Origin of the sequence: Streptococcus downei MFe28 (assembly GCF_900459175.1) — a bacterium.
GTDB classification, from domain to species: domain Bacteria; phylum Bacillota; class Bacilli; order Lactobacillales; family Streptococcaceae; genus Streptococcus; species Streptococcus downei.
Genome location: NZ_UHFA01000002.1, coordinates 77,214 through 102,144 on the forward strand (window position 1 = coordinate 77,214; position 24,931 = coordinate 102,144).

The 24,931-nt window shown below is 44.5% G+C and carries 24 protein-coding genes; 5 read left to right on the top strand and 19 right to left on the bottom strand.

From position 1 onward, the window contains the following. Positions 1–134: 134 nt before the first annotated feature. Positions 135–2,426 (bottom strand): peptide cleavage/export ABC transporter, encoded by a 2,292-nt coding sequence (locus DYE66_RS00400; RefSeq protein WP_002998606.1) that lies wholly within the window; start codon positions 2,424–2,426, stop codon positions 135–137. A gap of 559 nt (positions 2,427–2,985) precedes the next feature. Beyond that, entirely contained in the window at positions 2,986–3,342 is a 357-nt protein-coding gene (locus DYE66_RS00405) for a hypothetical protein (RefSeq protein WP_002998824.1), read from the bottom strand. Positions 3,343–3,552: 210 nt separating this feature from the next. On the opposite strand from DYE66_RS00405, the gene DYE66_RS00410 reads away from it, so the two are divergent. Both DYE66_RS00410 and serS read left to right on the top strand, forming a co-directional pair. Continuing rightward, a complete protein-coding gene (locus DYE66_RS00410; protein WP_044123823.1) occupies positions 3,553–3,927 on the top strand; it encodes a DUF956 family protein in 375 nt (124 codons plus the stop codon). Between the two features lie 445 nt (positions 3,928–4,372). Continuing rightward, positions 4,373–5,650, top strand: a complete 1,278-nt coding sequence (gene serS / locus DYE66_RS00415; protein ID WP_002998614.1) for a serine--tRNA ligase — start codon at positions 4,373–4,375, stop codon at positions 5,648–5,650. A 258-nt stretch (positions 5,651–5,908) separates the two neighbouring features. On the opposite strand, the gene DYE66_RS00420 is transcribed toward serS, so the two are convergent. Continuing rightward, on the bottom strand, positions 5,909–6,535 hold the full coding sequence (locus DYE66_RS00420) for a hypothetical protein (protein ID WP_002998817.1): 627 nt from the start codon (positions 6,533–6,535) through the stop codon (positions 5,909–5,911). Positions 6,536–6,730: 195 nt separating this feature from the next. On the opposite strand from DYE66_RS00420, the gene DYE66_RS10915 reads away from it, so the two are divergent. Next, complete coding sequence (locus DYE66_RS10915) at positions 6,731–6,832, top strand: putative holin-like toxin (RefSeq protein WP_241208445.1); 102 nt, start codon at positions 6,731–6,733, stop codon at positions 6,830–6,832. A gap of 521 nt (positions 6,833–7,353) precedes the next feature. Here the strand turns inward: DYE66_RS10915 and DYE66_RS00425 are convergent. The 14 genes from DYE66_RS00425 to DYE66_RS00490 all read right to left on the bottom strand — a co-directional run bounded on the left by DYE66_RS00425 (position 7,354) and on the right by DYE66_RS00490 (position 19,831). Continuing rightward, positions 7,354–8,124 carry an acetyl-CoA carboxylase carboxyl transferase subunit alpha gene (locus tag DYE66_RS00425; protein WP_002998610.1) on the bottom strand — a complete coding sequence of 257 codons (771 nt, stop codon included), beginning with the start codon at positions 8,122–8,124 and terminating at the stop codon, positions 7,354–7,356. Further along, positions 8,121–8,984, bottom strand: coding sequence for an acetyl-CoA carboxylase, carboxyltransferase subunit beta (accD, locus tag DYE66_RS00430; protein ID WP_002998895.1), 864 nt, complete (start codon positions 8,982–8,984; stop codon positions 8,121–8,123). Before accD ends, DYE66_RS00425 begins: the two co-directional genes overlap by 4 nt. A gap of 8 nt (positions 8,985–8,992) precedes the next feature. Beyond that, entirely contained in the window at positions 8,993–10,360 is a 1,368-nt protein-coding gene (locus DYE66_RS00435) for an acetyl-CoA carboxylase biotin carboxylase subunit (RefSeq protein ID WP_044123836.1), read from the bottom strand. 607 nt (positions 10,361–10,967) lie between these two features. After that, on the bottom strand, positions 10,968–11,390 hold the full coding sequence (gene fabZ / locus DYE66_RS00440) for a 3-hydroxyacyl-ACP dehydratase FabZ (RefSeq protein WP_019783092.1): 423 nt from the start codon (positions 11,388–11,390) through the stop codon (positions 10,968–10,970). Continuing rightward, complete coding sequence (accB, locus tag DYE66_RS00445; protein ID WP_002998748.1) at positions 11,387–11,863, bottom strand: acetyl-CoA carboxylase biotin carboxyl carrier protein; 477 nt, start codon at positions 11,861–11,863, stop codon at positions 11,387–11,389. Before accB ends, fabZ begins: the two co-directional genes overlap by 4 nt. Before the next feature lie 3 nt (positions 11,864–11,866). Next, positions 11,867–13,099, bottom strand: a complete 1,233-nt coding sequence (gene fabF, locus DYE66_RS00450; protein WP_002998948.1) for a beta-ketoacyl-ACP synthase II — start codon at positions 13,097–13,099, stop codon at positions 11,867–11,869. A gap of 45 nt (positions 13,100–13,144) precedes the next feature. After that, positions 13,145–13,882 (bottom strand): 3-oxoacyl-[acyl-carrier-protein] reductase, encoded by a 738-nt coding sequence (fabG, locus tag DYE66_RS00455; protein WP_002998689.1) that lies wholly within the window; start codon positions 13,880–13,882, stop codon positions 13,145–13,147. 9 nt (positions 13,883–13,891) lie between these two features. Continuing rightward, entirely contained in the window at positions 13,892–14,812 is a 921-nt protein-coding gene (gene fabD, locus DYE66_RS00460) for an ACP S-malonyltransferase (RefSeq protein ID WP_002998616.1), read from the bottom strand. Positions 14,813–14,880: 68 nt separating this feature from the next. After that, positions 14,881–15,849, bottom strand: coding sequence for an enoyl-[acyl-carrier-protein] reductase FabK (gene fabK, locus DYE66_RS00465; RefSeq protein WP_002998893.1), 969 nt, complete (start codon positions 15,847–15,849; stop codon positions 14,881–14,883). 224 nt (positions 15,850–16,073) lie between these two features. After that, entirely contained in the window at positions 16,074–16,298 is a 225-nt protein-coding gene (locus DYE66_RS00470) for an acyl carrier protein (protein ID WP_019783087.1), read from the bottom strand. Positions 16,299–16,362: 64 nt separating this feature from the next. Further along, complete coding sequence (locus tag DYE66_RS00475) at positions 16,363–17,337, bottom strand: beta-ketoacyl-ACP synthase III (RefSeq protein ID WP_002998651.1); 975 nt, start codon at positions 17,335–17,337, stop codon at positions 16,363–16,365. Next, positions 17,337–17,771, bottom strand: coding sequence for a fatty acid biosynthesis transcriptional regulator FabT (fabT, locus tag DYE66_RS00480; protein WP_002998898.1), 435 nt, complete (start codon positions 17,769–17,771; stop codon positions 17,337–17,339). The genes DYE66_RS00475 and fabT overlap by 1 nt, the downstream gene beginning before the upstream one ends. 407 nt (positions 17,772–18,178) lie before the next feature. Next, on the bottom strand, positions 18,179–18,970 hold the full coding sequence (fabM, locus tag DYE66_RS00485) for a trans-2-decenoyl-ACP isomerase (protein ID WP_002998630.1): 792 nt from the start codon (positions 18,968–18,970) through the stop codon (positions 18,179–18,181). Positions 18,971–19,186: 216 nt separating this feature from the next. Continuing rightward, the gene (locus DYE66_RS00490; protein WP_002998703.1) at positions 19,187–19,831 is read right to left on the bottom strand and encodes an HAD family hydrolase; all 645 of its coding nucleotides are present in this window, start codon (positions 19,829–19,831) and stop codon (positions 19,187–19,189) included. A 357-nt stretch (positions 19,832–20,188) separates the two neighbouring features. Between DYE66_RS00490 and DYE66_RS00495 the strand changes: the two genes are divergently transcribed. Continuing rightward, positions 20,189–21,559: an aspartate kinase gene (locus DYE66_RS00495; protein WP_002998584.1), complete on the top strand. Its 1,371-nt coding sequence runs from the start codon at positions 20,189–20,191 to the stop codon at positions 21,557–21,559. 268 nt (positions 21,560–21,827) lie between these two features. Further along, on the top strand, positions 21,828–23,063 hold the full coding sequence (pbp3, locus tag DYE66_RS00500; RefSeq protein ID WP_002998754.1) for a D-alanyl-D-alanine carboxypeptidase PBP3: 1,236 nt from the start codon (positions 21,828–21,830) through the stop codon (positions 23,061–23,063). 103 nt (positions 23,064–23,166) lie between these two features. Here pbp3 and DYE66_RS00505 read toward each other — a convergent pair whose 3' ends face one another. Together DYE66_RS00505 and cysS are read right to left on the bottom strand one after the other, a co-directional pair. Beyond that, positions 23,167–23,565: a Mini-ribonuclease 3 gene (locus tag DYE66_RS00505; RefSeq protein ID WP_002998591.1), complete on the bottom strand. Its 399-nt coding sequence runs from the start codon at positions 23,563–23,565 to the stop codon at positions 23,167–23,169. Continuing rightward, positions 23,558–24,901: a cysteine--tRNA ligase gene (cysS, locus tag DYE66_RS00510; RefSeq protein WP_002998623.1), complete on the bottom strand. Its 1,344-nt coding sequence runs from the start codon at positions 24,899–24,901 to the stop codon at positions 23,558–23,560. The genes DYE66_RS00505 and cysS overlap by 8 nt, the downstream gene beginning before the upstream one ends. Positions 24,902–24,931: the final 30 nt, after the last annotated feature.

A 24,931-nucleotide genomic window follows, 5' to 3' on the forward strand; every position in this document is an offset into this window, starting at 1 on the left:
CGATCCTTGATAGCGCTCAATCCAATCATCCAGACGGGATCCTACGAAAATGCTAATTTTGATTCTCATTGAGTATTAATTCTTTGAGCTTTTTTCATTATCTTTCACGCAACTCACCTATCGCTCTATTAGGCTTAGTTAAACAGTGTGTAGTAGAAGCCTTTATTCGCCAACAGTTCCTTATGGCTGCCGGTCTCTACAATCTTTCCTTGGTCCATAACAATAATGCGCTCTGTCCGCTGCGCAATACTCAAGCGGTGAGCCACAAAGATAATTGTCTTATCGGTCATGGCCATGAGGTTGTCCACAATCTTCTTTTCCGTCAGGACATCTAGACTGCTGGTCGCCTCATCCAAAATCAAGACCGGCGCTTGGGTCAAAAGGGCACGGGCTAAAGCAATCCGCTGCTTCTGACCGCCCGAGACACCGGCGCCATCAGACAGTTCGGTCTGATACCCCAGAGGCATCTGCTCAATATCTGAGCGGATCTCAGCGAGTTCACAGGCGCGAATAATGTCTTCCTGAGTCGTGCCTTCCTTGGCTCCTAAGGTCAGGTTGTCCATGATGCTCCCACTGAACACGTAGGCCTGTTGGGGGAGGTAGCTGATGTGCTGCCGCAGGGCGGTTTTGTCAATAACCTTGAGGTCGTAACCGTTGATCCGAGCGATCCCGCGATTCGGCTCATAGAAGTTGACCATCATCTTTGCTAGGGTTGTCTTACCAGAACCGGATGGTCCCACTAGGCTGACTTTAGACCCCTTCGCAATGGTCAAGTTGATATCGGACAGGGTGTCACGGCCATAGCCATACTTGTAGGACAGCTTTTCAAAGGAAATATCTCCATCTAAGAAGCTGTCTTCAGAGAGCTCGCCATCATTTTCAAACTCGGACTCTACCAGATAAACCTCATTGAGACGGGTATTAGCTATGCGGGCTGATTGGAACTTAATCTGTAAATTAATAATATTTTCAATTGGGTTTGAAAAATATCCTAAAAGCACATTAAATGTAATCATTTGTCCCGCTGAAATTTTTCCAGTCATGACCAAGCGTGCTCCATACCAAAGAATAACTACATTCAAAATTAGCTTTGCAGCTGTTTTAATTGAGTTTTGAATAGCTCCATATTTACGTAATCTAAAGGATTTCTCTAAAAAATCAACAAATTCTTTGTCAATTCTTTGATAACTAACCTGTTCACTAGTCAAGGATTTGATCGTTTCTATTCCATCAATATCTTCTATGATAGACGAGGACATCATTGCACTGCTTTCCATCACTGCATAATTTAAGTAACCAAACATTTTCATAAATGCGAAAATAATCGTAATATAGATGGGAATAGAAATGAGAGCAAGATAAAATAAGATAGCATTTTGAATCAGAAGTGCTCCCCCAACTATAATAATCATCGTAAAATCTAAAAAAATTGAAAAAATTGTCGATGCCATAGCATCAATAATTTGATTGGCATCTGTGAAACGGGATGTAATTTCCCCAGTCCTCCTAGTTGAAAAGAAAGACATCGGCAGAAGAAAAATGTGCTTTAGATAAGAAAGTATGATATCTATTGTCAGTCTTTGACCTAATATTATTAATAGATATTCTTTAGCAAAAACTATTAGTTGTTGGACAACATAAGTAATTATCAAACCTAAAGTAACGAGGCTTAAAGTCGAAATTTGTTGACTAGGAATATATTCATCCAGTATCACTTGCAGGAAGAAGGCTCCGACAATATCAATTAGGGTAACTATCAGGCTCGCCATTATAATATAGGACAAGAGCCCCTTTTGTTTTAAAAAAGAAGGTATAAAACTTATCAATCCTCTTTTCTTATCTTTTTGGACTTGATAATCATCATTTGGAGAGAAAAAAATTGCTACACCTGTCCATTCGGACTTAAATTTTTCTTTGGTTATACGAGTAACCTGCACATTGGGATCAGGATCACCAATGATTAAGTGGTCTCCTTCATTAGCATAAATAACATAGTAATGTTGCAGACGACCATTTTTAACAACATGAACAATGAAAGGATAGATAAGATCATCGTAACTAAATAAGGACATATCCGCATCTAGAGAATGCGTTTCAAATCCAATGCTCTTAGCTGCTTCAATAATTCCTAATGCTGTAGTTCCTTGTCGCTCTGTCTTTGTAAGTTCACGCAAATGAACTAAAGAATAATCTGAACCATAATGCTTGGCAATAGAGGCTAGAGCTGCTGGACCACAATCTCTATCATCGACTTGTGGAACAAATTTAAAACGTCTAGTTCGACTCCACAAAAAATTTGAAAATTTCTTAGAATTTTCCCTATTCATTGCTGAAGTTGTTTTTAAAAAGTATTTTATAAATTCTAAGAATAAATTGGCTACTAATACTAAAACTACAGTCAAAAGAAGGTAAGAAAATGTGTTCATATATCATTCCTTTTACTCAAAGGCACCTAGAAAACTCAAAAGTTTCTTCTGTTTAATACCTGTAATCGTTGTTAAAACAAGCTTATAATTTAAAAAAGAGTTTTTAGAAATTTCCTTAACAAACCATTCACAAAAAGCCTGACATCTGTGTAGTCAGGCTAGTGCTTATATTAGAATTGATGTATTGTTAGTTCACCATCATTGCCTCATGACTAGCTATGGATTTGCTTAAAAGATTAATTGAGCATAAAAACGAACCACCTAATGAAATTCCTGTTATATCATATTCACAATTCTTAAACCTAAGTTGCCAGAGATATTACCTGTAGCAGAAAATTTGCTAACAATACTCCTCAGAATTTTCTTACATGAACTTTGAACAGTTCCACAGGTATAAATTACAGTACTTTCCATATACCACTATTCTTAGGTATATACCCGACATCACCCTGAAAAATTGTCTCATTCGACCTTAACCACTTGCACGGGTAAAACTATCAAGTGCTAATCATTCTATAAAAATGGTCTCATCATCATGATAAAATCTGCTTAATTACCTTTACCATCCAGAATTGAAACTCTGGTTATAATTAACATAGCCACTTGTCGAATTACCTGAACCGCTGCTACTATCTGAACCTGTAGAAACATCATATGGATAATTACTAAAACCTTGGTTACCCTTAGGGTTATAACCTACATAGCTATTATAACCTCCTGTACCCCAGCTCATTAAAGAATTTACCCATCCAGGTTCAATAACATTGTTCCAAGTATACATAGCAACTTCACCTGGACTAGCCTTACCATTTCGCATCCGATCAACTAGAACATCCACTTCACTTTGTCCGCCAACGGTTTGCGACAACTTATTTAAACTTGTAGCTTTAAAATTTTCAAATGCTTGACATTTCATAATGTTTCCTCCTTTATGATTATATTCGTTAGTATAACATTAAGAATAACTTATGGCATAACTTTGTGGTTATTTCATTATTTTTTAGCATCGCTGAAATCTTTTAATAAATATTCTGTTATTTTAATTATTTTTTAGTAGATATTCATTTAACTTTTTAAATAAAAGATGAGTATGATATAATAGATAAAAATACATAAGGTAGGAACTATGGCACAATCACTTAATCGCACGGTAGATTTAGCAACAACTGGTGTCTTTTATATGGGCATGGGCAATAAGGTCGGCAAGTACATGCTGGGCGACAAGGCCCTGGAATTTTACAATGACAACAACCCTGAAGACAATATCCAAATCCCTTGGACTTCTGTGGAAAAAATCGGAGCTAATGTCTCAGGACGTAAGGTTAGCCGGCATTTCCAGGTCTTTACCAAGCAAGGAAAATTTCTCTTTGCCTCCAAGGACTCGGGTAAGATTCTCAAAGCTGCTCGCGAAAAGGTTGGCAATGATAAAATCGTTCGTCTCCCCACTCTCTGGCAGAAGGTTTGGAGGAGTATCACAGGCCTCTTTAAAAAGAAGGGTTAAATCTGAGAAACTCAGCAAGATAAAAAAATTAGGCAGGATGTCTCGCCAGATTTCTGGTCTTCGTTGACTCGCCTTCTGGCTTATCAGAAGCTTTTCTTATGAGGGAGCCAAGCTATCAGAATAGGCTGAAAATCAGACGAGCAGAAGACAAGGCTCGGTTAGAGACAGATTAGCCAACACCCCGTTTCAGGCTAGGTCAACCGACAGCCAGTCTTTACAATTAGAGGCTTTTCTTATATAATGGTGACAACGGATAAGTAGGTGGGCTCGCCTTTTCCAGAAAGTCTGCGGGTGCTGCGAGCAGATAAAGAGGCTGACTGAAATTCTACCGTTTATCACTCAATTACATAGCAATCAAGTGCACAGCAAGTGAAGTTGGATGGAACCGTGCCCCAGGCACTCCAACGAAAACTTAGCTGTGTTTTATTTTTAGAAAGAAGGATCTATGTTAGATTTAAAACGTATCCGTCAAAATTTTGACGAAGTCGCTAAAAACTTAGCCAACCGTGGTGTCAAGGCTGAAACCCTGGATCAGCTCAAAGAACTGGATGTTAAACGTCGTGACCTCCTAGTTAAATCCGAAGAACTCAAGGCTCACCGCAATGTCGCTTCTACTGCTATTGCCCAAGCCAAGCGAAACAAAGAAGATGCTTCCGACCAAATTGCCCAAATGCAAAAGGTTTCTGCGGAAATCAAGTCTCTAGATAGCCAGTTGGCTGAGGTTGACCAAAAGCTCAACGACATCGTGGTTACCCTGCCAAACATGCCACACGCTGATGTGCCTGTCGGTGCTGACGAAGATGAAAATGTTGAAGTACGCCGCTGGGGAACCCCTCGTGACTTTGATTTTGAGGCTAAGGCCCACTGGGATTTAGGCGAAGACCTAGACATCCTGGATTGGGAGCGTGGTGCCAAGGTTACTGGCTCTCGCTTTCTTTTCTACAAGGGACTGGGCGCTCGCTTGGAGAGGGCCATCTATAACTTCATGTTGGATGAGCACGCTAAGGAAGGCTATACCGAAGTTATCCCTCCTTACATGGTCAATCACGATTCCATGTTCGGTACGGGTCAATATCCAAAATTCAAGGAAGATACCTTTGAATTAGCTGATTCGGACTATGTTCTCATTCCAACGGCTGAAGTGCCTCTGACCAACTACTATCGAGGGGAAATTCTTGATGGCAAGGAGATGCCGGTCTACTTTACCGCTATGAGCCCATCCTTCCGCTCTGAGGCTGGCTCTGCTGGTCGCGATACTCGTGGTCTCATTCGCCTCCACCAATTCCACAAGGTTGAAATGGTCAAGTTTGCCAAGCCAGAAACTTCCTATGAAGAATTGGAAAAGATGACCGCTAATGCTGAAAACATTCTGCAAAAGTTGAATCTGCCCTACCGGGTGATTACCCTTTGTACAGGAGATATGGGCTTCTCAGCTGCCAAGACCTACGATGTGGAAGTATGGATTCCTGCCCAAAATACCTATCGGGAAATTTCTTCTTGCTCTAACTGTGAAGATTTCCAAGCCCGTCGAGCACAAATTCGCTACCGTGACGAGGCTGACGGCAAGGTTAAACTCCTCCATACCCTCAATGGTTCTGGTTTAGCCGTTGGCCGGACGGTTGCTGCTATCCTAGAAAACTACCAAAATGAAGATGGTTCGGTGACCATTCCAGAAGTCCTTCGTCCTTATATGGGTGGGGTTGAAGTCATTAAGGCTGATTAAGGACCTCCAAAAATAAAGGTAGAAAAGAGCGATAGCCCCAGCTAATAAAAAGGCAGGGACTAAGAACAGGCTCCACAGAACAACCGTCTCACTTCCTCTGTAAAATTCAGGAACCACGGAACAGGTTACACAGCTAGCAAGATAAGCAAGAAATCCAAGCAAGGTAACTGCTTGGATTTTTTTGGATAACTAGCAACTTTAGCCTTTTCTGATTTTTGGGACTCACTGCCCCTGTGCCAATAGGTAGCTTGATTCTGGTTAAGATTTAGTAATTTGATAATAGGGCAGAAGGCGATCGAAGGCCTGGACTAATTGGGTAACTAGGGCTGACTTGGAGGTCGATGGCTCAACTGGGATATCGGTCTTAATCAAGACCTTGCGAACCTGACCTTGAGCCAGGGCTTCTTTCAAGTCCTGACGATTGACCTCACTTCCTTCAACCCGATGACTCTGGCCGTCTTTTTGGACAAAGTAGTACATGCCTTCTGTCAGAGGTAGGCCCAGGACCTTGGCCTGCTTGGTCAGGGTTTGGGCTGATTTCTTACGCTCAATGAAACTGACCTCGACTGAAATGCCAAAATCATCCTTTTGCCCATAGAGGCGAATAGCCAGGGCAACATCTTCTAGACCATCGGAGGGTAGGCGATAATAGCACCAAAAATGGGGCCGACAGACCTGTGCCTGATTCATCCATTGGCTGACACGCTCGGGCTCAAAAGGAGCCACTTGCCCAGCGAGCTCTCGACTAAGCTCAGAAAATTCCTTGCGAGCCAGCTGAGCTAGGGACCGCAAGGCCTGCATTTGGGAAGCCTGCTTTCCAGCTTTTTCAGGTTTGATATACTTGCGACCTTGATAGGCCAAATAATCATTGATTGCTTCTAACATGGTTTCATTATAACACCTGTGGATGAAATAAGCACTTGACCAAAATCAAATATCTAAATCCATTAGTAATTATACTAACTTTTATGCTATAATAGGTCTGTAAAGAAGTGAAGACGGTGGTTACAAATTTCTACAGTAGGAGGTGGTGCCCATGAGTGAGGCAGAAAAATCCTATTTAGAAAGGAGTAACTGATTTTGTCAACATTTGAGGCACTAACTCTCATTTTCGTTGCTGGTAATTTTATCATCAATCTCATGAGAATTGTTCTCGAATTGTTAAAATGGACAAAAAAATAACCGTCTCAACTTTGGAACGTTGACGGTTATTCTTTAATAACATAAATACGTAGCCACCGTTTAACGGCTTTACATTGGGTCTTGTTGGAAGCAAGACCCTTTTTCTATTGCTATTGTAGCATAGTTTGCTAGAATTGCAAGTAAAAATCGCCAGTTATTGCAGCTACAAAGCCTATAAAAGCACTTGACCAAATTCAAGTGCTTTTTTGCTATTTCGAAGCTTGAGGTACTTCTATTTTGCCCTCAAATCTTTTCTTATACTCAAAAAATATCAAAACTTGTTATTGTTGTTACCAGAATAGACATAGCTAGCTAAAAAATCTAGAGTTTTAGCTGATAACAGTTAGTTAAAATGATACTTTCGCCAAAGTGGAATTCTTAGCAACGACCATATTGTTGCTAAGAACGGAATTTTCGAGACCTAGGCTCGAAAATTAGCAATGAAACTCCGAATGGAGATTGCTTGCGTCCGCACTTTTTAAGAAAGTATCAAAATTGAAACTTTTGATGTTGAATGAATATTAGTATTTTCTAAAGCGTTGATAGCGGTCTTCTAGAAGTTGGTCAAGCGGTAGGGCGCTCAAGCGGTCCAAGTCTTCAATTAGACTGGTCTTGATGTTCTCAACAATTTCACTACTAAAGTAGCCATGCTCTGGAACGACCTTATCAATAACGTCCATCTTGTAGAGCTCACCAGCGGTCAACTTCATCAGTTCAGCGGCCTCGGTAGCTCTAGAGCCATCCTTCCAGAGAATGGAAGCAAAGCCTTCTGGACTGAGGATGGCATAGATGGTGTGCTCTAGCATCCACACCTTGTCAGCAACAGCTAGGGCCAGGGCTCCACCAGACCCCCCTTCACCAATAATAATGGCGATGATGGGGACCTTGAGGTCACTCATTTCCATCAGGTTCTTGGCAATAGCCTCCCCTTGGCCCCGCTCTTCGGCACCAATACCTGGATAGGCACCGGCTGTATTGATGAAGGTCACAACAGGACGGCCAAATTTCTCAGCCTGCTTCATCAGTCGCAGGGCCTTGCGGTAACCGTCTGGGTTGGGCTGACCAAAATTGCGGTTAAGGTTATCCTGAAGGTTTTTGCCCTTTTGGATACCGACCACAGTAATTGGCCGGCCATTCAGGGTTGCCAGGCCACCAATAACAGCTCCGTCATCTGCAAAATGGCGATCACCATGCAGTTCAAAGAAATCATCGAAGACTTCCTTGGCATAGTCAAGGCTGGTCATTCGCCCTTGGTCACGGGCTTCTTTTAAAATACGGGCGACATCACTCATTTGGCACCTCCATGAAAGGCTAATAATTTCGCAATGGTCTCCTTCATCTGTGTCCGCTTGACAATGGCATCAATAAAGCCGTGTTCTAAGAGGAATTCTGATTTTTGGAAGTCATCTGGCAGGGTCTGACGCACCGTCGTTTCAATAACACGACGACCAGCAAAGCCTACTAGAGTCTGAGGCTCAGCAATAATGATGTCCCCTTCCATAGCAAAGGAGGCTGTAACCCCACCAGTTGTTGGGTCCGTCAGAACCGTTAGGTAAAAGAGACTAGCATTGGAATGGCGTTTGACTGCTGCAGAAATTTTAGCCATCTGCATGAGACTCATGATACCCTCTTGCATCCGGGCACCGCCAGAAGCGGTGAAGATTACGACTGGCAACTTGTGTTCGGTCGCATATTCAAAGAGACGGGTAATTTTTTCCCCAACAACCGTCCCCATGGAAGCCATGATGAAGTTAGAATCCATGATAGCTAGGGCCAGGTCTTGACCTTGGATCTTGGCCGTCCCAGTCATAACAGCTTCATCAAGGCCAGTTTTTTCCTTGGCAGCTGCTAACTTATCCTTGTAGCCTGGGAAGTTAAGGGGGTCCTTACTGTCAATCCCCGTGAACATTTCCTTAAAGCTATCCTGGTCAACGGTCAAAGCGAGACGCTCTGGAGCTGAGATGCGAAAGTTATAACCACAGGCTGGGCACATCTTTTCAGCCCCCAGGTCCTTCTGGTAGATGACATGCTTACAGCCAGGACATTTGGCAAAAAGCTCGTCTGGAACCTCTGGTTTAGCCTGCTCAGGTGTCCTTAAGGATCGATTGGGATTGATACGGATATACTTATCTTTTCTTTTAAATAGAGCCATAATATCTCCTAATCTTCTTGATTATAGGCTGGCAAAAATTTCTCCATCAAGAATGAGGTATCATAATCCCCAGCAATAACATTTTGATCAGAAATCAAATCCAATTGGAAATCAGCATTGGTCAGAACCCCATCAATTTCCAATTCATAAAGAGCCCGTTGCATCTTCATCAGGGCATCAAAACGATTTTCCCCGTGGACGATGATTTTGGCAATCATACTGTCATAGTAGGGCGGAATGGTGTAGCCATGATAGACAGCCGAATCCACCCGTAAACCAACGCCACCAGCTGGCAGGTAGAGGTCTGTAATCTTACCAGGACTTGGAGCAAAGTTGAATTTGGGATTTTCAGCATTAATCCGACATTCAATAGCATGGCCCGTGATTTGAATATCATCCTGACTGTAAGACAGCTCTTGGCCATTGGCCACCTTGATTTGTTCCTTGACCAAATCAACATTGGTAACAAATTCGGTAACAGGATGCTCTACCTGAATCCTGGTATTCATTTCCATGAAATAGAAATTACCAGATGTCTCATCTAGGAGAAACTCAATAGTACCAGCATTTTCATAGCCTACGGCCTTGGCAGCCCGAACAGCTGCATCACCCATCTTGCTTCGCAGGCTGGCTCCAATTGCAATGGAAGGACTTTCTTCTAGAACCTTTTGGTTATTGCGCTGCAGGGAACAATCACGCTCGCCCAGGTGGATGACATTACCATGGCTATCCCCAAGAATCTGTACCTCAATATGGCGGGCTGGATAGATAACCTTTTCGATATACATAGCCCCATTACCAAAGGCAGCTAGAGCTTCTTGGGAGGCAGATTCAAAGGCAGGGACTAAGTCCTCAGCTTTTTCAACCTTACGAATCCCTTTACCGCCACCACCAGCGGAAGCCTTGAGCATGACAGGGTAACCAATCTCATCGGCAACCTTGAGGGCATCCTCAGCTGTCATGACTTCCCCATCAGAACCTGGGATAACAGGCACTTGGGCTTTTATCATTTCCGAGCGAGCATTGATCTTATCACCCATCTTGTCCATGATAGCACCAGAAGGGCCGATGAATTTAATCTTCATCTCTTCACACATGGTGGCAAACTTAGAGTTTTCACTCAGGAAACCAAAGCCAGGGTGAATCGCTTCTGCCCCTGTAACAATGGCTGCAGATAAAACCGCATTCATATTGAGGTAGGAATCGCTCGAACGAGCAGGACCGACACAGATAGCCTCATCAGCCAGAAGGACATGGAGGGATTCCTTGTCCGCTTCTGAGTAGATGGCAACCGTTTCGACACCCAATTCACGAGCCGCTCGAATGATACGCACTGCGATTTCACCACGATTGGCAATCAAAATTTTCTTAAACATATTCTGCCTTTCAGTCATTTAAAACTCTTTTATACTCAATGAAAATCAGAATTAGCCAAGGCAAGGAGCAATGACATCAAGTCACTAAAGTGACTGATGTCCAACGGCAATCTCCCTAGCGACTGCCTAGCTCCCTTACTAACCTCACAAAGTTGATGAAATCGACCGACTTTGCTCCGCGTCGCACGAACTGTAGGTAGCTCAAAAGGTCAGGTAGATCTTTTGAGGCTGGAGATACAGAAAGCTTCACTTTCCTCAGTAAGTACGGCAAAGTGAGTTAACGATGCGACGTGGAGTAAAAACTGTCAATATTACAGTTTTTATGAAATTAGTCAGGGATATAGAAAACGATAATCATAGTTTTCGTAGTCACCCTAATGAAAAACTATAGAGTGACTTTATCCGTGTGATAGTTCTGATTTTCGGAGAGTATTAAATGTAAAAGGGAACAAGCTGGCTAGGACTTCCTCTTTGAGAAATCCTTATCCAGCCAGCTCCCTTTGGGTTAGAGGGGTTCAGTCCACTTGGAACTCAGCTTTCTAACCCTTGAGTCTTATTCTGGGAAGCTGACAGATTGGCTTGAGCCAGCCAGCTTCTGATTTTTCGATTAGTTGCCAACAGCAAAGGTCAGGGTTCCACTCGCTGCCAACTTGCCATCGACTTCCGCCTTGGCTTCGACAACTGCAATCGAACCACGACGTTTAATAAACTTAGCTGTCATGACCAATTGGTCTCCAGGCACCACTTGTTTTTTAAATTTGACCTTATCCATGCCAGCATAGAAGACCAATTTCCCTTGGTTGCCTTCTTTGGAGAGCTCTAGGACACCGGCTGTTTGAGCCAAGGCTTCCATAATTAGCACACCTGGCATGACAGGATATTCAGGAAAATGTCCTTGGAAGAAGGGTTCGTTGATGGTGACATTTTTAATGGCCACAATCTCATCCTCAGATACCTCTAACACTCGATCAACCAAGAGCATAGGGTAGCGGTGAGGCAGGGCTTCCTTGATTTTATTAATATCAATCATTTGATGCGCACCAGACCCTTTCCAAATTCAACCACTTCTTCATTATCAACCAGAATCTCAGTCACAACACCAGCCTTAGGGGCTGGGACTTCATTCATAACCTTCATGGCTTCAATAATCAAGAGGGTTTGCCCCTTCTTGACACTATCACCAACGGAAACGAAGGCTGGTTTATCAGGTGCTGGGGCTAGGTAGGCAACCCCAACTAAGGGACTTTCGACCACTTGGCCTTCGGCCGCTTGAAGGGCAGGACTTTCCTGTGCAGCTGGCTCCGCATTTGCTGGAGCTACTGGAGCTGCTGGAGCACTTGCCACTTGGGCCTGAGGCGCTGGGGCAGAAGGCACCGCTGGATTAGCCAGTTGAGCATCATTTTTACTCAAAACCAGGCTTTCTCCCTGATTATTGTAGGCAAATTCGCGCAGGCTGGAGCTGTCGAATTGGGTCATTAAGTCTTTGATTTCTGAAATATTCATGGACTAAGCCTCCCAACGTTTGAAGGCAAGAACGGCATTGTGTCCACCAAATCCAAAGGTATTGGATAGGGCATAATCTACATCAGCTTGACGACCTTGCCCCACGATAACATCACATTCGATGTCTTCGGACAATTCCTTGGTTCCTGCTGTCATTGGCAAGAAGCTGTGGCGGATAGCTTCAATAGTAGCGATAGCTTCCACAGCACCAGCAGCACCCAGCAAGTGACCGGTAAAGGATTTCGTAGATGAAACAGGAACTTCCTTACCAAGAACAGAAACGATGGCTTTACTTTCACCCTTTTCATTGGCTTGGGTTGAAGTACCATGGGCGTTGACATAACCAACTTGGTTGGGCTCAATCTCTGCTTCCTTCAAGGCCAACTTCATAGCCTTAGCAGCCCCTGAACCATCAGGAGTTGGTGTTGTCATGTGGTAGGCATCACAGTTGCTACCGTAACCGACGATTTCAGCCAAGATATTAGCCCCACGTGCTTGGGCGTGTTCTAAACTTTCGACAACCAAGACACCAGCACCTTCACCCATGACGAAACCATTGCGATCCTTGTCAAATGGAATAGCTGAGCGCGCAGGATCTTCAGTTGTTGAGAGGGCAGTCAAGGCATTGAAACCACCAATACCAATCTTAGTAATGGAAGCTTCAGCACCACCTGCCAGGACAACATCGTGGAGGCCGTATTTGATTTCTCGGAAGGCTTCACCGATAGCGTCATTAGCTGATGCACAGGCTGTTGTAATAGACTTACATACCCCTTGGGCACCAATCTTGAGGGCAATATTACCTGCCGCCATATTAGAAAGGGCCTTAGGAATGAACATGGGTTGAATCCGTTTCATACCACGTTCGTGCATGCGGATAATTTGGTCCTGCAATTCTTGCAGACCACCAATACCAGACGATACGATAACTCCAGTACGATCACGATCCACCTTTTCCATGTCCAAGTCTGCATTTTCAAGGGCATCTAGGGCCGCATACATGGCAAAGAGGGAATAGTTATCCATCCGGTTCTTATCTTTTTTAACAAAGTACTTGTCAAAGGGAAAATCTTGGATTTCACCAGCATTGTGCACCGGGATTTCGGAAGCATCAAACTTTGTAATGGGTTTAATGCCAATCTTACCCTTTTCTAGGCTATTCCAGAATTCTTCTGGTGTATTTCCAATTGGTGAAGTAACACCATATCCTGTAACAACAACACGATTAAAAGTCATAATTTTTCCTCTATCTTTTTGCTTTATTTTTTATCTCAGCGTTTTTTAACCTTGCATGGTCATGCCGCCATCAATGGCGAGGACTTGACCGGTAAGGTATTCCTGACTAGCAAGGAAGATGGCAACCTGGGCAACTTCCTCAGCTTGACCAATTCTCTTCATAGGCACCTGGGCAATCATGGCTTGTTTGGCCTTTTCAGGGATGGCATCCGTCATATCTGATGCGATAAAGCCTGGGGCAATGGCATTCACTCGAACATTACGTCCAGCAACTTCTCGGGCAACAGACTTGGTCAAGCCCAGCAAGCCAGCCTTTGAAGCGGCATAGTTGGCCTGACCAACATTCCCCATGAGACCAACAACCGATGACATATTGATGATAGCCCCCTGGCGAGCCTTGCTCATAGCCTTGAGCACAGCTTGAGTCATATTGAAGGCCCCCGTCAAATTAATCTTGAGCACCTTCTCAAAATCCTCTTGTGTCATCTTGAGCATGAGCTTGTCGTTAGTGATGCCAGCATTGTTAATGAGGACATCAACTGACCCCAGAGCCTCAGTAGCTTCAGCAATCATCCGCTTGGTATCTGCAGAGTCAGAGACATCTCCAGAAATAGCTACAACCTTAACATCATAGTCAGAAAATTGGGCTAGGAGTTCATCAGAAATTGCGGAGCGACCGTTGAGGACGATATTAGCACCTTGGCTAGCAAACTGGTGGGCAACAGCTAGACCAATCCCTCGGGTAGAACCAGTAATAAAGACATTTTTCTTGCTTAATTCCATATCAATCTCCTATTTTTCTAGCAGAGCTTGGAGACTCGCTAAATCTTCAACATGAGCTAGTTCTGCCGTCTTATCAATCTTCTTCATAAAGCCTGACAGGACTTTACCTGGACCAATCTCAATGTAAGAGGTCACCCCTAGGTCTTTCATGGTTGCCATGGATTCATAAAAACGTATCGGCTCCATAACCTGCCGCGCCAAGAGAGACTTGATATCTGCCTCTTTCATAACCTTGGCTTCGGTATTTCCAACCAAAGGAATCTTGAAGTCTGAGAATGAAACCTTGGCCAATTCCTCAGCCAATTGACGACTAGCAGGCTCCAAGAGGGCCGTGTGGAAAGGGCCTGAAACCTTGAGGGGAATCAAACGTTTTGCACCAGCTTCCTTGAGGTTTTCAAGGGCGGCATCAACTGCTGCTACATGGCCACCAATAACGATTTGAGCTGGTGTATTGTAGTTAGCTGGACCAACATAGCCCTTATCTTGAGCCTTTTGGCAGGCTTCCTCAATAACATCTACAGGCGTATTCATGACTGCAACCATTTTTCCTGTTCCAGCAGGGGCAGCTGTTTCCATGAATTGACCACGCTTGGCCACTAGGGCAACAGCATCCTCAAAAGAGAGGGCACCTGCTGCTACTAAAGCAGAATATTCTCCCAGAGAAAGTCCAGCCACAGCATCAGGCTCAAGGCCCTTTTCTTTTAAGAGACGGTAGATAGCAACTGAGGTTGTCAGGATAGCCGGTTGTGTATAGCGAGTTTGATTGAGCTTTTCCTCATCATGGTCGATGAGCTCTCTCAGGTCATAACCAAGAATTTGACTGGCCTTATCAAAGGTTTCCTTGACCACAGGGTAGTTATCATAGAGGTCTCTAGCCATACCAAGCTTCTGAGCACCTTGACCAGCAAATAAAAAGGCTGTCTTTGTCACGCGATTTCCTCCAAGTTAGGGCGAGAGATTCTTGACCTGGCGGTTAGAATCTGAGGTCTTTGCTTGTTTTAGTCTTCTGAAACGTCTGCCCAGCGTGCAGCTTGGTCCTTGATAACCTTGGCAGCTCCATAGTAAAGGTCTTCCAAGATTTCTTGACAGGTTTCTTCCTTACGGACCAGACCTGCGATTTGACCAGCCATTACTGAACCGTTTTGAACATCACCGTCAACAACAGCGTTGCGGAGGGCACCAGCACCTAGCTCTTCAATTTCTTCTTTTTTCAGCTTGCCAGTCAAGTAATCCTTCTCAGCTTGGGCATAGGCAGAAGACAATTTATTCTTGATGGCACGAACAGGGTGACCAACGACATTAGCAGATACGACCGTGTCAATATCCTTAGCCTTAAGCAATTTGTCCTTGAAATTTTGGTGAGCATTAGACTCCTTAGCGACAACAAAGCGAGTCCCAACTTGGATAGCCTCAGCACCCAGCATAAAGACAGCTGCAGCACCATTACCATCAGCCACACCACCAGCACCAACGACTGGAATATCAATGGCATCAACCACTTGGCGAACCAAGGTCATGGTGGTCAATTTACCGATGTGGCCACCAGCTTCCATACCTTCAGCGATGACCGCATCGGCACCAAGCTTTTCCATCCGCTTAGCCAAGGCTACACTTGGAACAACGGGAATAACGGTGATACCAGCCTCATGCAGACGTTCCATATATTTACCTGGGTTTCCTGCACCAGTTGTGACAACTTTGACACCTTCTTCGATAACCAAGTCAACAATATCATCAGCAAAAGGAGACAAAAGCATGATGTTGACACCGAAAGGCTTGTCAGTTATAGATTTCACCTTGTCAATATTAGCTTTGACAACTTCTTTAGGGGCGTTACCACCACCAATGATTCCAAGGCCTCCAGCATTTGAAACTGCACCAGCCAAATCGCCGTCTGCAACCCATGCCATACCCCCTTGGAAAATAGGGTATTTAATGTTCAATAATTCTGTAATCCGAGTTTTCATGTAATTACTTACCTTCTTATATGTTATAACAACCCAACAACTTTGAGCCTCAAAGTTTGAGAGTCAAAGTATCGGTCTAAAGAAGAAGGCGGATGAGTTGCCCCGTCCACCTTGCAGCCTAACGTATTATCCATAAAAGAATTAAGACGATCCAAGGCTACACCTTCGTGACTAAATCCAGAAAATTCAAAGGCTGGGAAAAGCTCCCAGTCCCTTAAACAAGCTTATTTAGTTTTTTCTTCAACGTAGGTAACCAAGTCACCAACAGTATTCAAACCATCTTCAGTTTCGATTTGGATGTCAAATGCATCTTCGATTTCCGAAATAACTTGGAAGACATCAAGTGAGTCAGCATCAAGTTCGTCAAAGGTTGTGGTCAATTGAACTTCTTCTGGTTCTTTACCAAGTTCTTCAACGATGATTTCTTGTACTTTATCAAATACTGCCATTTTTAAATTCTCCTTTAAGATAAAAAATAAATTATTATAAATACTGTTTGCCACAGTTATCTATCTAGATTTTAACAATTAGACTGCCCCATGTCAATCCCCCACCAAATCCTGATAGGAGTAAGGTCTGAGAACCGTCAAATTTAATTATACCATTTTCTACCGACTCTGCTAGTAAAATAGGCACGCTGGCCGCACTGGTATTACCATAGTGCATCATATTGGCCAGGAATTTATCGCGATCAATGCCAATCTTCTTGGCCATCTTATCCAGAATCCGGATATTGGCCTGATGAAGCAAGACATAATCCAAGTCCTGCTCACTAAACTGGCCTTCCTCCATCAAGGTCTTGATGCTTTTGGAGACGTCCCTAATCGCAAAATCAAAGATGGCCCGACCATCCATGGCTAGGAAGGGATGATTCTCAGTCTTATCTGAGTAAGGTGAGGCAAGGCCACATTGACTAGAGGTCAGGCTCTGCCCCCGACTACCATCACTATGAAGCGACTCTGCCAAGAAGTGCTCCTCTTGTGCGGCCTCTAAGAGGACGCCACCAGCCCCATCACCAAAGAGGACAGCCGTCCTGCGGTCAGTCCAGTCAATGGTCTTGGATAGAACTTCCGCCCCGATAACCAGACCTTTCTGGTAAAGACCCGATTTGATGAACTTTTCGGCTGTAGCCAGGGCAAAAATAAAGCCTGAACAAGCTGCTGTCAAGTCGTAGGTGAAGGCCTTGCTGGCTCCAATATTAGCCTGAACACGGGCCGCCGTTGAAGGCATCATAGAATCGGGTGAGATAGTGGCAACAATAATGAAGTCTAGGTCTTCAGGCTGGCTAGCAGATTTTTCTAACAGTTGTTGAGCAACTCGAGTGGCCAAATCACTAGTATCTTGGTCGCGACTGATGTGTCTTTCCTTAATCCCAGTCCGACTGGAAATCCATTCGTCACTGGTATCCATAATCTTGGACAAATCATCATTGGTGACGATTTGCTCGGGAACATAGTAGGCTGTTTGACTAATTTTTGCAAAAGCCATTATTTTAACTCCTCAAGGAATTGATAGAGCTTGTGCAATCCAGTTTCTAGGGTCTTAACCTCCATCTCATCCATTCCTTCTGTGATTCTCGTCACCATATTTTTATGGAAACGGTTATGTAAACGATAAATAAGGCGTCCCTTCTTAGTCAAACTCAGATGGACCACCCGACGGTCAATTTTTGAGCGATGGCGCTCAACATAACCCTTTTTTTCTAATTTATTTAAACTGGTCGTGACGGTCCCAAGGGTGACCATCAACTCTCTTGCAATGTCGCTCGGTGTCGCATCAGGAATATGACCGATAATATCAACGGTATGCATTTCCTTCATGGACACATCATTAAAGCGACTATTTTTCAAACTCATTTCTTCAATCACTAAGACATTGTTGAAGACTTTAGTTAGGTATTCATTAACTAGTTTGTAATCCACTTTATACCTCGATTCTCAAACAATTTGATGGTCAAAGTATATCAAAACTGAAATATCTTTGCAAGAAAAATGAAAAAATCACTTAATCATCCACCCAATAATCAAGGACTGAACAAGCTAGCCAGAAGCTTGTCAAACTAGCCTCCTACCAGCTTCTTCTCTATTTTCTGGGCCATTCTAAAAGGCAGTAAAGAAACTGCCTTTTAGAATAGCCAGCATGGCAAGGAGGTGGGGCCTGTTTTTAAATCCTGATTGCTAAACCAACTTGCTTTTTTAACTTCTAGGTTGAGGTAGATAAAAGACAATCACCAGAATGTCTTGCCTATCTCCCTGACTAACTCAGATAAAGCAGTATTATCAACTGCTTTATCTTCGTGTCGCGGGATAAAAAAGTCCACTGGACTTTTTTATTTCCCTATGAATTTTGGTCGGCGTTTGGCGCTGAAGGCATTGACCCCTTCCTTGAAGTCTTCGGTAAAGGCTAGAGATTTTTGCAGGGCTAATTCCAAATCGGCATACTCTTCCCAGCCAGCAAAATCACTCTTCCAGACCATTTCCTTGATAGCCTTAAAGGAATTAGGGGAGCTTCGTTTGAGGCGTTTGATGAGGCGATCGGTATCACGCTCTAATTTTTCTGAGTCTGCCAAGCGGTAGACAAAGCCCCATTCCAAGGCTTTTTCCGCATTAACGGCTTCTCCAGTCATGGTGATTTGGGTAGCCCGGTTGATACCGATTGAACGTGTCAAGAGGAAGAGTCCACCTGCGTCTGGTGCCAAGCCAACCCCGACAAAGGCCTGGATAAATTTTGCTTTTTCAGAAGCGATAGTGAAATCTGCCGCCAAAACCATATTGAAGGCTGCTCCTGCCACCGGACCATCAACACTCATGATAACAGGCTTGGGCAGGCGCTTAATCATAAAGGAAATGGTATTGACCAATTCAGCAATTCTCACTAGGGATTGGACATCATCAGCATCGACAGCCTTTTGCATTTGGTCCAAATCCCCTCCAACAGAGAAGACCTTACCATTAGCATTGATGAGGAGAATACGCACACTCTCATCTTTTTCGGCCTGGCTAATGGCCTCGATAATTTCTTCACAAATGGGGATATTAAAACCATTCGAAACCTCAGGACGGTTAAGGGTTAGAGTTGCGACACCATCTTCGACACTATAAAGAATGGTTGAGAAATTCATAAGATACCTCCAATTATTTTAGTCGTCAAACAACTATCAAGATTTTGTCCTATTCCAATTTATTATAGCTGAAAATGAGCGTTTGACAAGAAATTACTGTAAGCAGGCTAATGAATCTCACCCTAGATGGTTGCCTACTACTAAATCTACCCTCAGAGAAGCTTTAAAGATTAAGACTTTAGAAAATTCTCCAAAAAGAAAAGGGCTGAGCCCCTCCTAGTTTTCAAACAAAATGTCCAGACCCTGACTAAGGCTGGCAATCAGACGGTCTGCAGCGGTTTGGTTAAGGCCATAGCGCTCATCCTTTATAGCCCAGACCTCAATACCAGCAGCGACTGCCGCTGCGATTCCCTTCTCACTGTCTTCAATGACCAGAAGTTCTTCCTTGGCAAAGCCTAAGAGCTCTGCCGCCTTATTATAGATGGCTGGGTCGGGCTTGCTCTCTGGAAATTCTTGACCAGAGAGGATAACATCAAAATAGTGGGTTAGGTCTGTGTCGGACAAAGCCTTAAGAATATCAGCCTTGGTCGAGCTTGAAGCTAAACCAATTTTGAAACCCTCCTGACTGAGCCTATCAAGGGTTGGGCAGACATCACCAAAGATAACCTCCTGATAGGGCAGGGGGTTAGCCAGTTTGTAGGCGATATAATCAGCCTGGAGTTGGGCGACATCCCACTTGTCATAATCGGAACCCAGAATCTTTTGCCAGACCTGCTTCATATTGCCTCCGATAAAAAAACTCGGTGGGAGATGGTCAATGGAAATGCCCCGGCCAGCCAAGAAAGTCTTGCGACGGCTGTAATAAAATTCCTCGGTGTCAAAGAGGACACCATCCATATCAAAAATAACTGCTTGCTTCATGAAAAACCTCAGCTTTATTCTACCATAAAGAGCTCTTCTGAACAAAGTCTAATCCTGTGAGCTAGGGGCGAATTGGGCTGGTTACTAACCTTATACTCTTCGAAAATCAAAATTTTCCGTCGTTAACTCACCTTGCCGTACCCCAGTACTGTCTTCAGTTCGTTGCCTCGGCTAATTTCGATTTTCATTGAGTATTATTAACGAGCCAAGTAAGCTAATCTGATATTTGTTGAGTACTAGTCTGGGCTTTGTCCAAAACCTTTTTATGCTTGCAGGTTTAGGAACAGAGTTTGAAAAGTTGTCTGAATTTTGCTATAATTTTAGGCAATCTGAAAATGAAAGATGGATGGATGTCATATGAAAGTGGTTAAATTTGGTGGGAGCTCGCTGGCTTCTGCCCAACAGTTGCAAAAGGTTTTGGATATTGTCAAATCGGACCCTAGTCGGCGCTTCGTGGTGGTTTCTGCACCAGGAAAACGCAATCCCGAGGACACCAAGGTCACCGATGCCCTGATTAAATACTACCGTTCTTACACTAACGAAGATGACGTATCAGGCCATCAGGAATGGATTATCAATCGATACAAGGTCATCATTGATGAATTGGGCCTCTCCCACACTATCCTGGATAAGATTTCTGCTGCTATTACCGATCTGGCTACCCTCCCTATTGAGGGCAATGATTTCCTCTACGATACCTTTTTGGCTGCTGGAGAGGACAACAATGCCAAGTTAGTAGCCGCCTATTTCCGCAAAAACGGCCTACCTGCCCGCTACCTTCATCCAGGGAAGGCTGGGATTATCGTCTCTAGTGAGCCGGGTAATGCCCAAATTCTGCCAGGCAGTTACGACAAGTTGGAAGAACTAAGAGACAGTGATGAGGTTCTGGTTATCCCCGGTTTCTTCGGTGTAACGGTTGACAAGCAAATCTGTACCTTCTCTCGTGGTGGTTCAGACATTTCTGGATCTATTGTCGCTGCTGGGGTCAAGGCTGACCTCTACGAAAACTTTACGGATGTTGACGGTATCTTTGCCGCCCACCCTGGCGTTGTCCACAAGCCTCATTCAATCAAGAAATTGACCTATCGGGAAATGCGGGAATTGGCTTATGCAGGCTTCTCCGTTCTCCATGATGAAGCCCTGATTCCTGCCTATCGCGGACGAATTCCCCTGGTGATTAAAAACACCAACAATCCTAACCACCCTGGTACTCGGATTGTTCTGGAGCACAGCAAGCAAGAGCTCCCTGTTGTTGGGATTTCTGGCGATGACAATTTCGTCAGTATCAATATTTCCAAATACCTGATGAACCGAGAGGTTGGTTTTGGTCGCAAGGTCCTGCAAGTCCTAGAGGACCTCAACATCCGCTGGGAGCACATTCCTACTGGAATTGACGATATGTCTATTATCCTAAGAGAAAGGGAATTAACCCCTATCAAGGAGCGGGAAATTCAAGCCCACCTGACCCAAAATCTGGGAGTGGATGAGGTCGAATTCGAAAGAAATCTATCCATCATCATGATTGTCGGCGAAAATATGAAAAACCAGGTCGGAGTCATGTCAAGGGCTACCAAAGCCATGTCCGACAAGGGCATCAACATTGAGATGATTTCCCAAGGTTCCAGTGAGGTCTCTGTCATGCTGGTTATCCAAAGCAAACATGAAAAGACTGCTATTAGGGCCATTTACAAGGCCTTCTTCGACCAAGAAAGTCAAGATAAGAATTAATGATTTGACCAGGCCCCCAGTTGGAGGGCCTTTTCTTTAGCTTTGTAGTCGCTGACTTGGTTCTGCTCGGTTCGCTTACAGAGGACGAGGCCAGTAAAAGGTCGGTTCTATCTATCTTGATGAGTCTTATGCCAGACAGTTTCAACCTTAATCAGATTGTTATCTTGTTTCCAAGACTTTTATGCTATAATTAAGGGGATTGTTATCAGAAGAAAGATGGTCAATTGATTTTCTAGAAACTAGGATTACTCTTAATAAAGGACAAGCTATGAAGAAATTCTTTATCAGCCTTTTAATGGCGTTTTCTTTGCTCTTTACTGCAAGTCTAGCCAAGGCCGATGATTTTGATGCCCCAGCCAAGCATGCTATTGCTGTCGAGGCAACTACCGGTAAGATTCTCTACGAAAAGGATGCAAGCACACCTGACGGGGTTGCTTCTATGACGAAGATTTTGACCGTCTACATGGTCTACAAGGCCATTGATGAGGGCAAGCTCTCTTGGAATAGCAAGGTGAAAATCTCTGATTATGCCTACGATTTGACGACCAATTCCGAGGCCAGCAACGTCCCTATGGATGCTCGGGAATATACGGTAAAGGAATTGGTCAATGCCGCCTTGATTGCTAGTGCCAATAGTGCTGCCATTGCCTTGGCGGAAAAATTAGGGGGGGATGAGGCAACCTTTGTAGATATGATGCAGGCCCAGCTCAAACAGTGGGGCATCAAGGATGCCAAGCTAGTGAATGCCTCAGGCCTCAACAATAGTTACTTGGGAGACCATATTTACCCTGGTTCCAAGTCCGACGATGAGAACCTGATGAGCGCTAAAGACATGGCCATTATTGCCCGTCATTTGATTAGCGACTACCCTGATGTCCTGGATATTACCAAGAAGACTAGTGAAAAATTCGGGAATACAGACATGGCCACCTTCAATATGATGCTAGATGGTATGCCCTATGCCCGCGAGGGGGTTGACGGTCTCAAGACTGGGACAACCGAATTGGCCGGTCAATCCTTCGTTGCAACCTCAACGGAAAATGGCATGCGAGTGATTTCCGTTGTCATGCACGCCGATAATGCTGACAACAACCAATACGCTCGTTTCGAGGCTACCAATAAGATTCTCAATTATGTCACCTACAACTTCCAGTTGACCAATTTGGTGGTTAAGGGCGAGAGCTACAAATCCAGCAAGGCTAGTGTTATTGATGGAAAATCGAAAACTGTTCCTGCCGTTGCCAAGGAGGACTTCCAAGTGGTTACCAAGATTGGTTCCGACCACAAACCTAGTGGCAAGGTCAGCACCAAGGAGGTCACAGCTGCTGTCAAAAAGGGAAGCCAAGTCGGCAGTCTGACCTATGATGACCCAGACCTGATTGGTAGTGGTTATCTGGATGGACCACCAAAGGTGACCCTAGTCGCCCAGAAGCCCGTCAAGAAGAGCTTCTTCCTCAAGGTCTGGTGGAACCACTTCGTCCGCTATGTCAATGAGAAACTTTAGGAAAGAAAAAAAGGAGGTCCGGCCTCCTTTTTGTGTGCTTTATAGTCAACGAAAATCACGGTTTTTGCTGATATCAAAAGATCTGGCGACTGCCAAACCTTTTTCATTTACGGTTTTCAACATAGGTGATACACCAGTTGATTAATTCTTCCAGACGGTCAATTTGCTGGGTCATGTGGAGATAGCCTAGTACCGCCTCAAAGCCAGTCGACTTCTTGTAGGTGAGGATGTCGGTATTTTTGGCCTTGGTATGGCTGTGGGCATTGCGACCCCGTTTGTAGATGGCATCTTCTTCTTGTGTCAGAAGCTGACCGTCAAGCATGGCCTCAATCAGCATGGCCTGGGCCTTGGCCGACACATAGCGAGTAGCTAGGCGGTGGAGCTGGTTGGGCTTGGTTTGGCCCTGAAAAATCAGGTACCGGCGGATATAGAGGGAATAGACGGCATCCCCTTCAAAGGCCAGAGCAATACCGTTAATCAGGTTGACATCAACTTTAGTCACGGGTCCACCTCACTCCGTCCTTGGTATCCAAGAGTTTAATGCCTTGGGCCGCTAGGTCGTCACGAATCTTATCGGCTGTGGCAAAATCCTTGGCAGCTCTAGCAGCCTGACGCTTCTTAATCAAGGCTTCAATCTCGCTATCTAAGCTTTCTTCTTGGAAAACAATCCCAAAGACTTCTAGCATCTTGGCAAAGGCGTCCTTGATGGCCTGGTTGTAATGACCAGAATTAATCCATTTGGCCAAATCAAAGATAACCGTAATCCCATTGGCAGCATTGAAATCATCATCCATGGCTGTCTTGAAATCCGCCAGAAACTTATCCAAGTCAGCTTGGTCGGACTGCTCATCTAGGGGCAGGGTGTAGGTGTTCTTGAGATATTTGAGATTAGCCTTGGCATCGTGGATAGCCTTGTCAGTGAAGTTAATAGGCTTGCGGTAGTGCTGGGTGGCTAGGAAGAAACGTAGCACCTGTCCATCAACGGTCTTGAGCAGGTCATGAACGGTCACAAAGTTGCCCAGGGACTTGGACATTTTTTCATTGTCCACATTGACAAAGCCATTGTGCATCCAGTAGTTGGCAAAGGTCTGGCCTGTCTTGGCCTCCGACTGGGCGATTTCATTGGTGTGGTGGGGAAATTCCAAATCGGCTCCGCCACCGTGAATATCAATGGTATCTCCCAAAATGGTGGTTGACATGACCGAGCACTCAATATGCCAGCCTGGACGGCCAGCTCCCCAAGGGCTGTCCCAAGAAATTTCACCTAGCTTGGCTGATTTCCAGAGGGCGAAATCTAAGGGATCCTCCTTGAGCTCAGTTTCACTATCGGTCCGGCCGCTGGCGCCAACCTCTAAATCTGCTAGGGTTTTATTGGCCAGGGCCGCATAGTTATGCGACTTTTGCACCCGGAAATAAACATCTCCGCCTGCCTCATAGGCAAAGCCCTTGTCCATGAGGACCTGGACGAAATCAATGATTTGGTCCATGAAGTCCATAACCCGAGGGTTTTGGGTGGCTGGTTTGATGCCCAGGGCCTTTGTATCTTCCATAAAGGCAGCGATAAACTTGGCCGCCAGGTCCTTGGGGGACATGTCGGCTTCCTTGGCTGCCTTGATAATCTTGTCATCGACATCGGTGAAGTTGGAAATGTAGTTGACCTGATAGCCGGCATATTCAAAATAGCGACGGATGGTATCAAAGGCCACGCTGGATCTAGCATTACCGATATGGATGTAGTTGTAAACCGTTGGCCCGCAGACGTACATATTGACCTGCCCCTCATGCAGGGGGACAAAGTCACGCAGGCTTCTGGTCATGGTATCGTAGATTTTAATCATAAACTTTTTCCTTTTTAAATACTAAAAAGG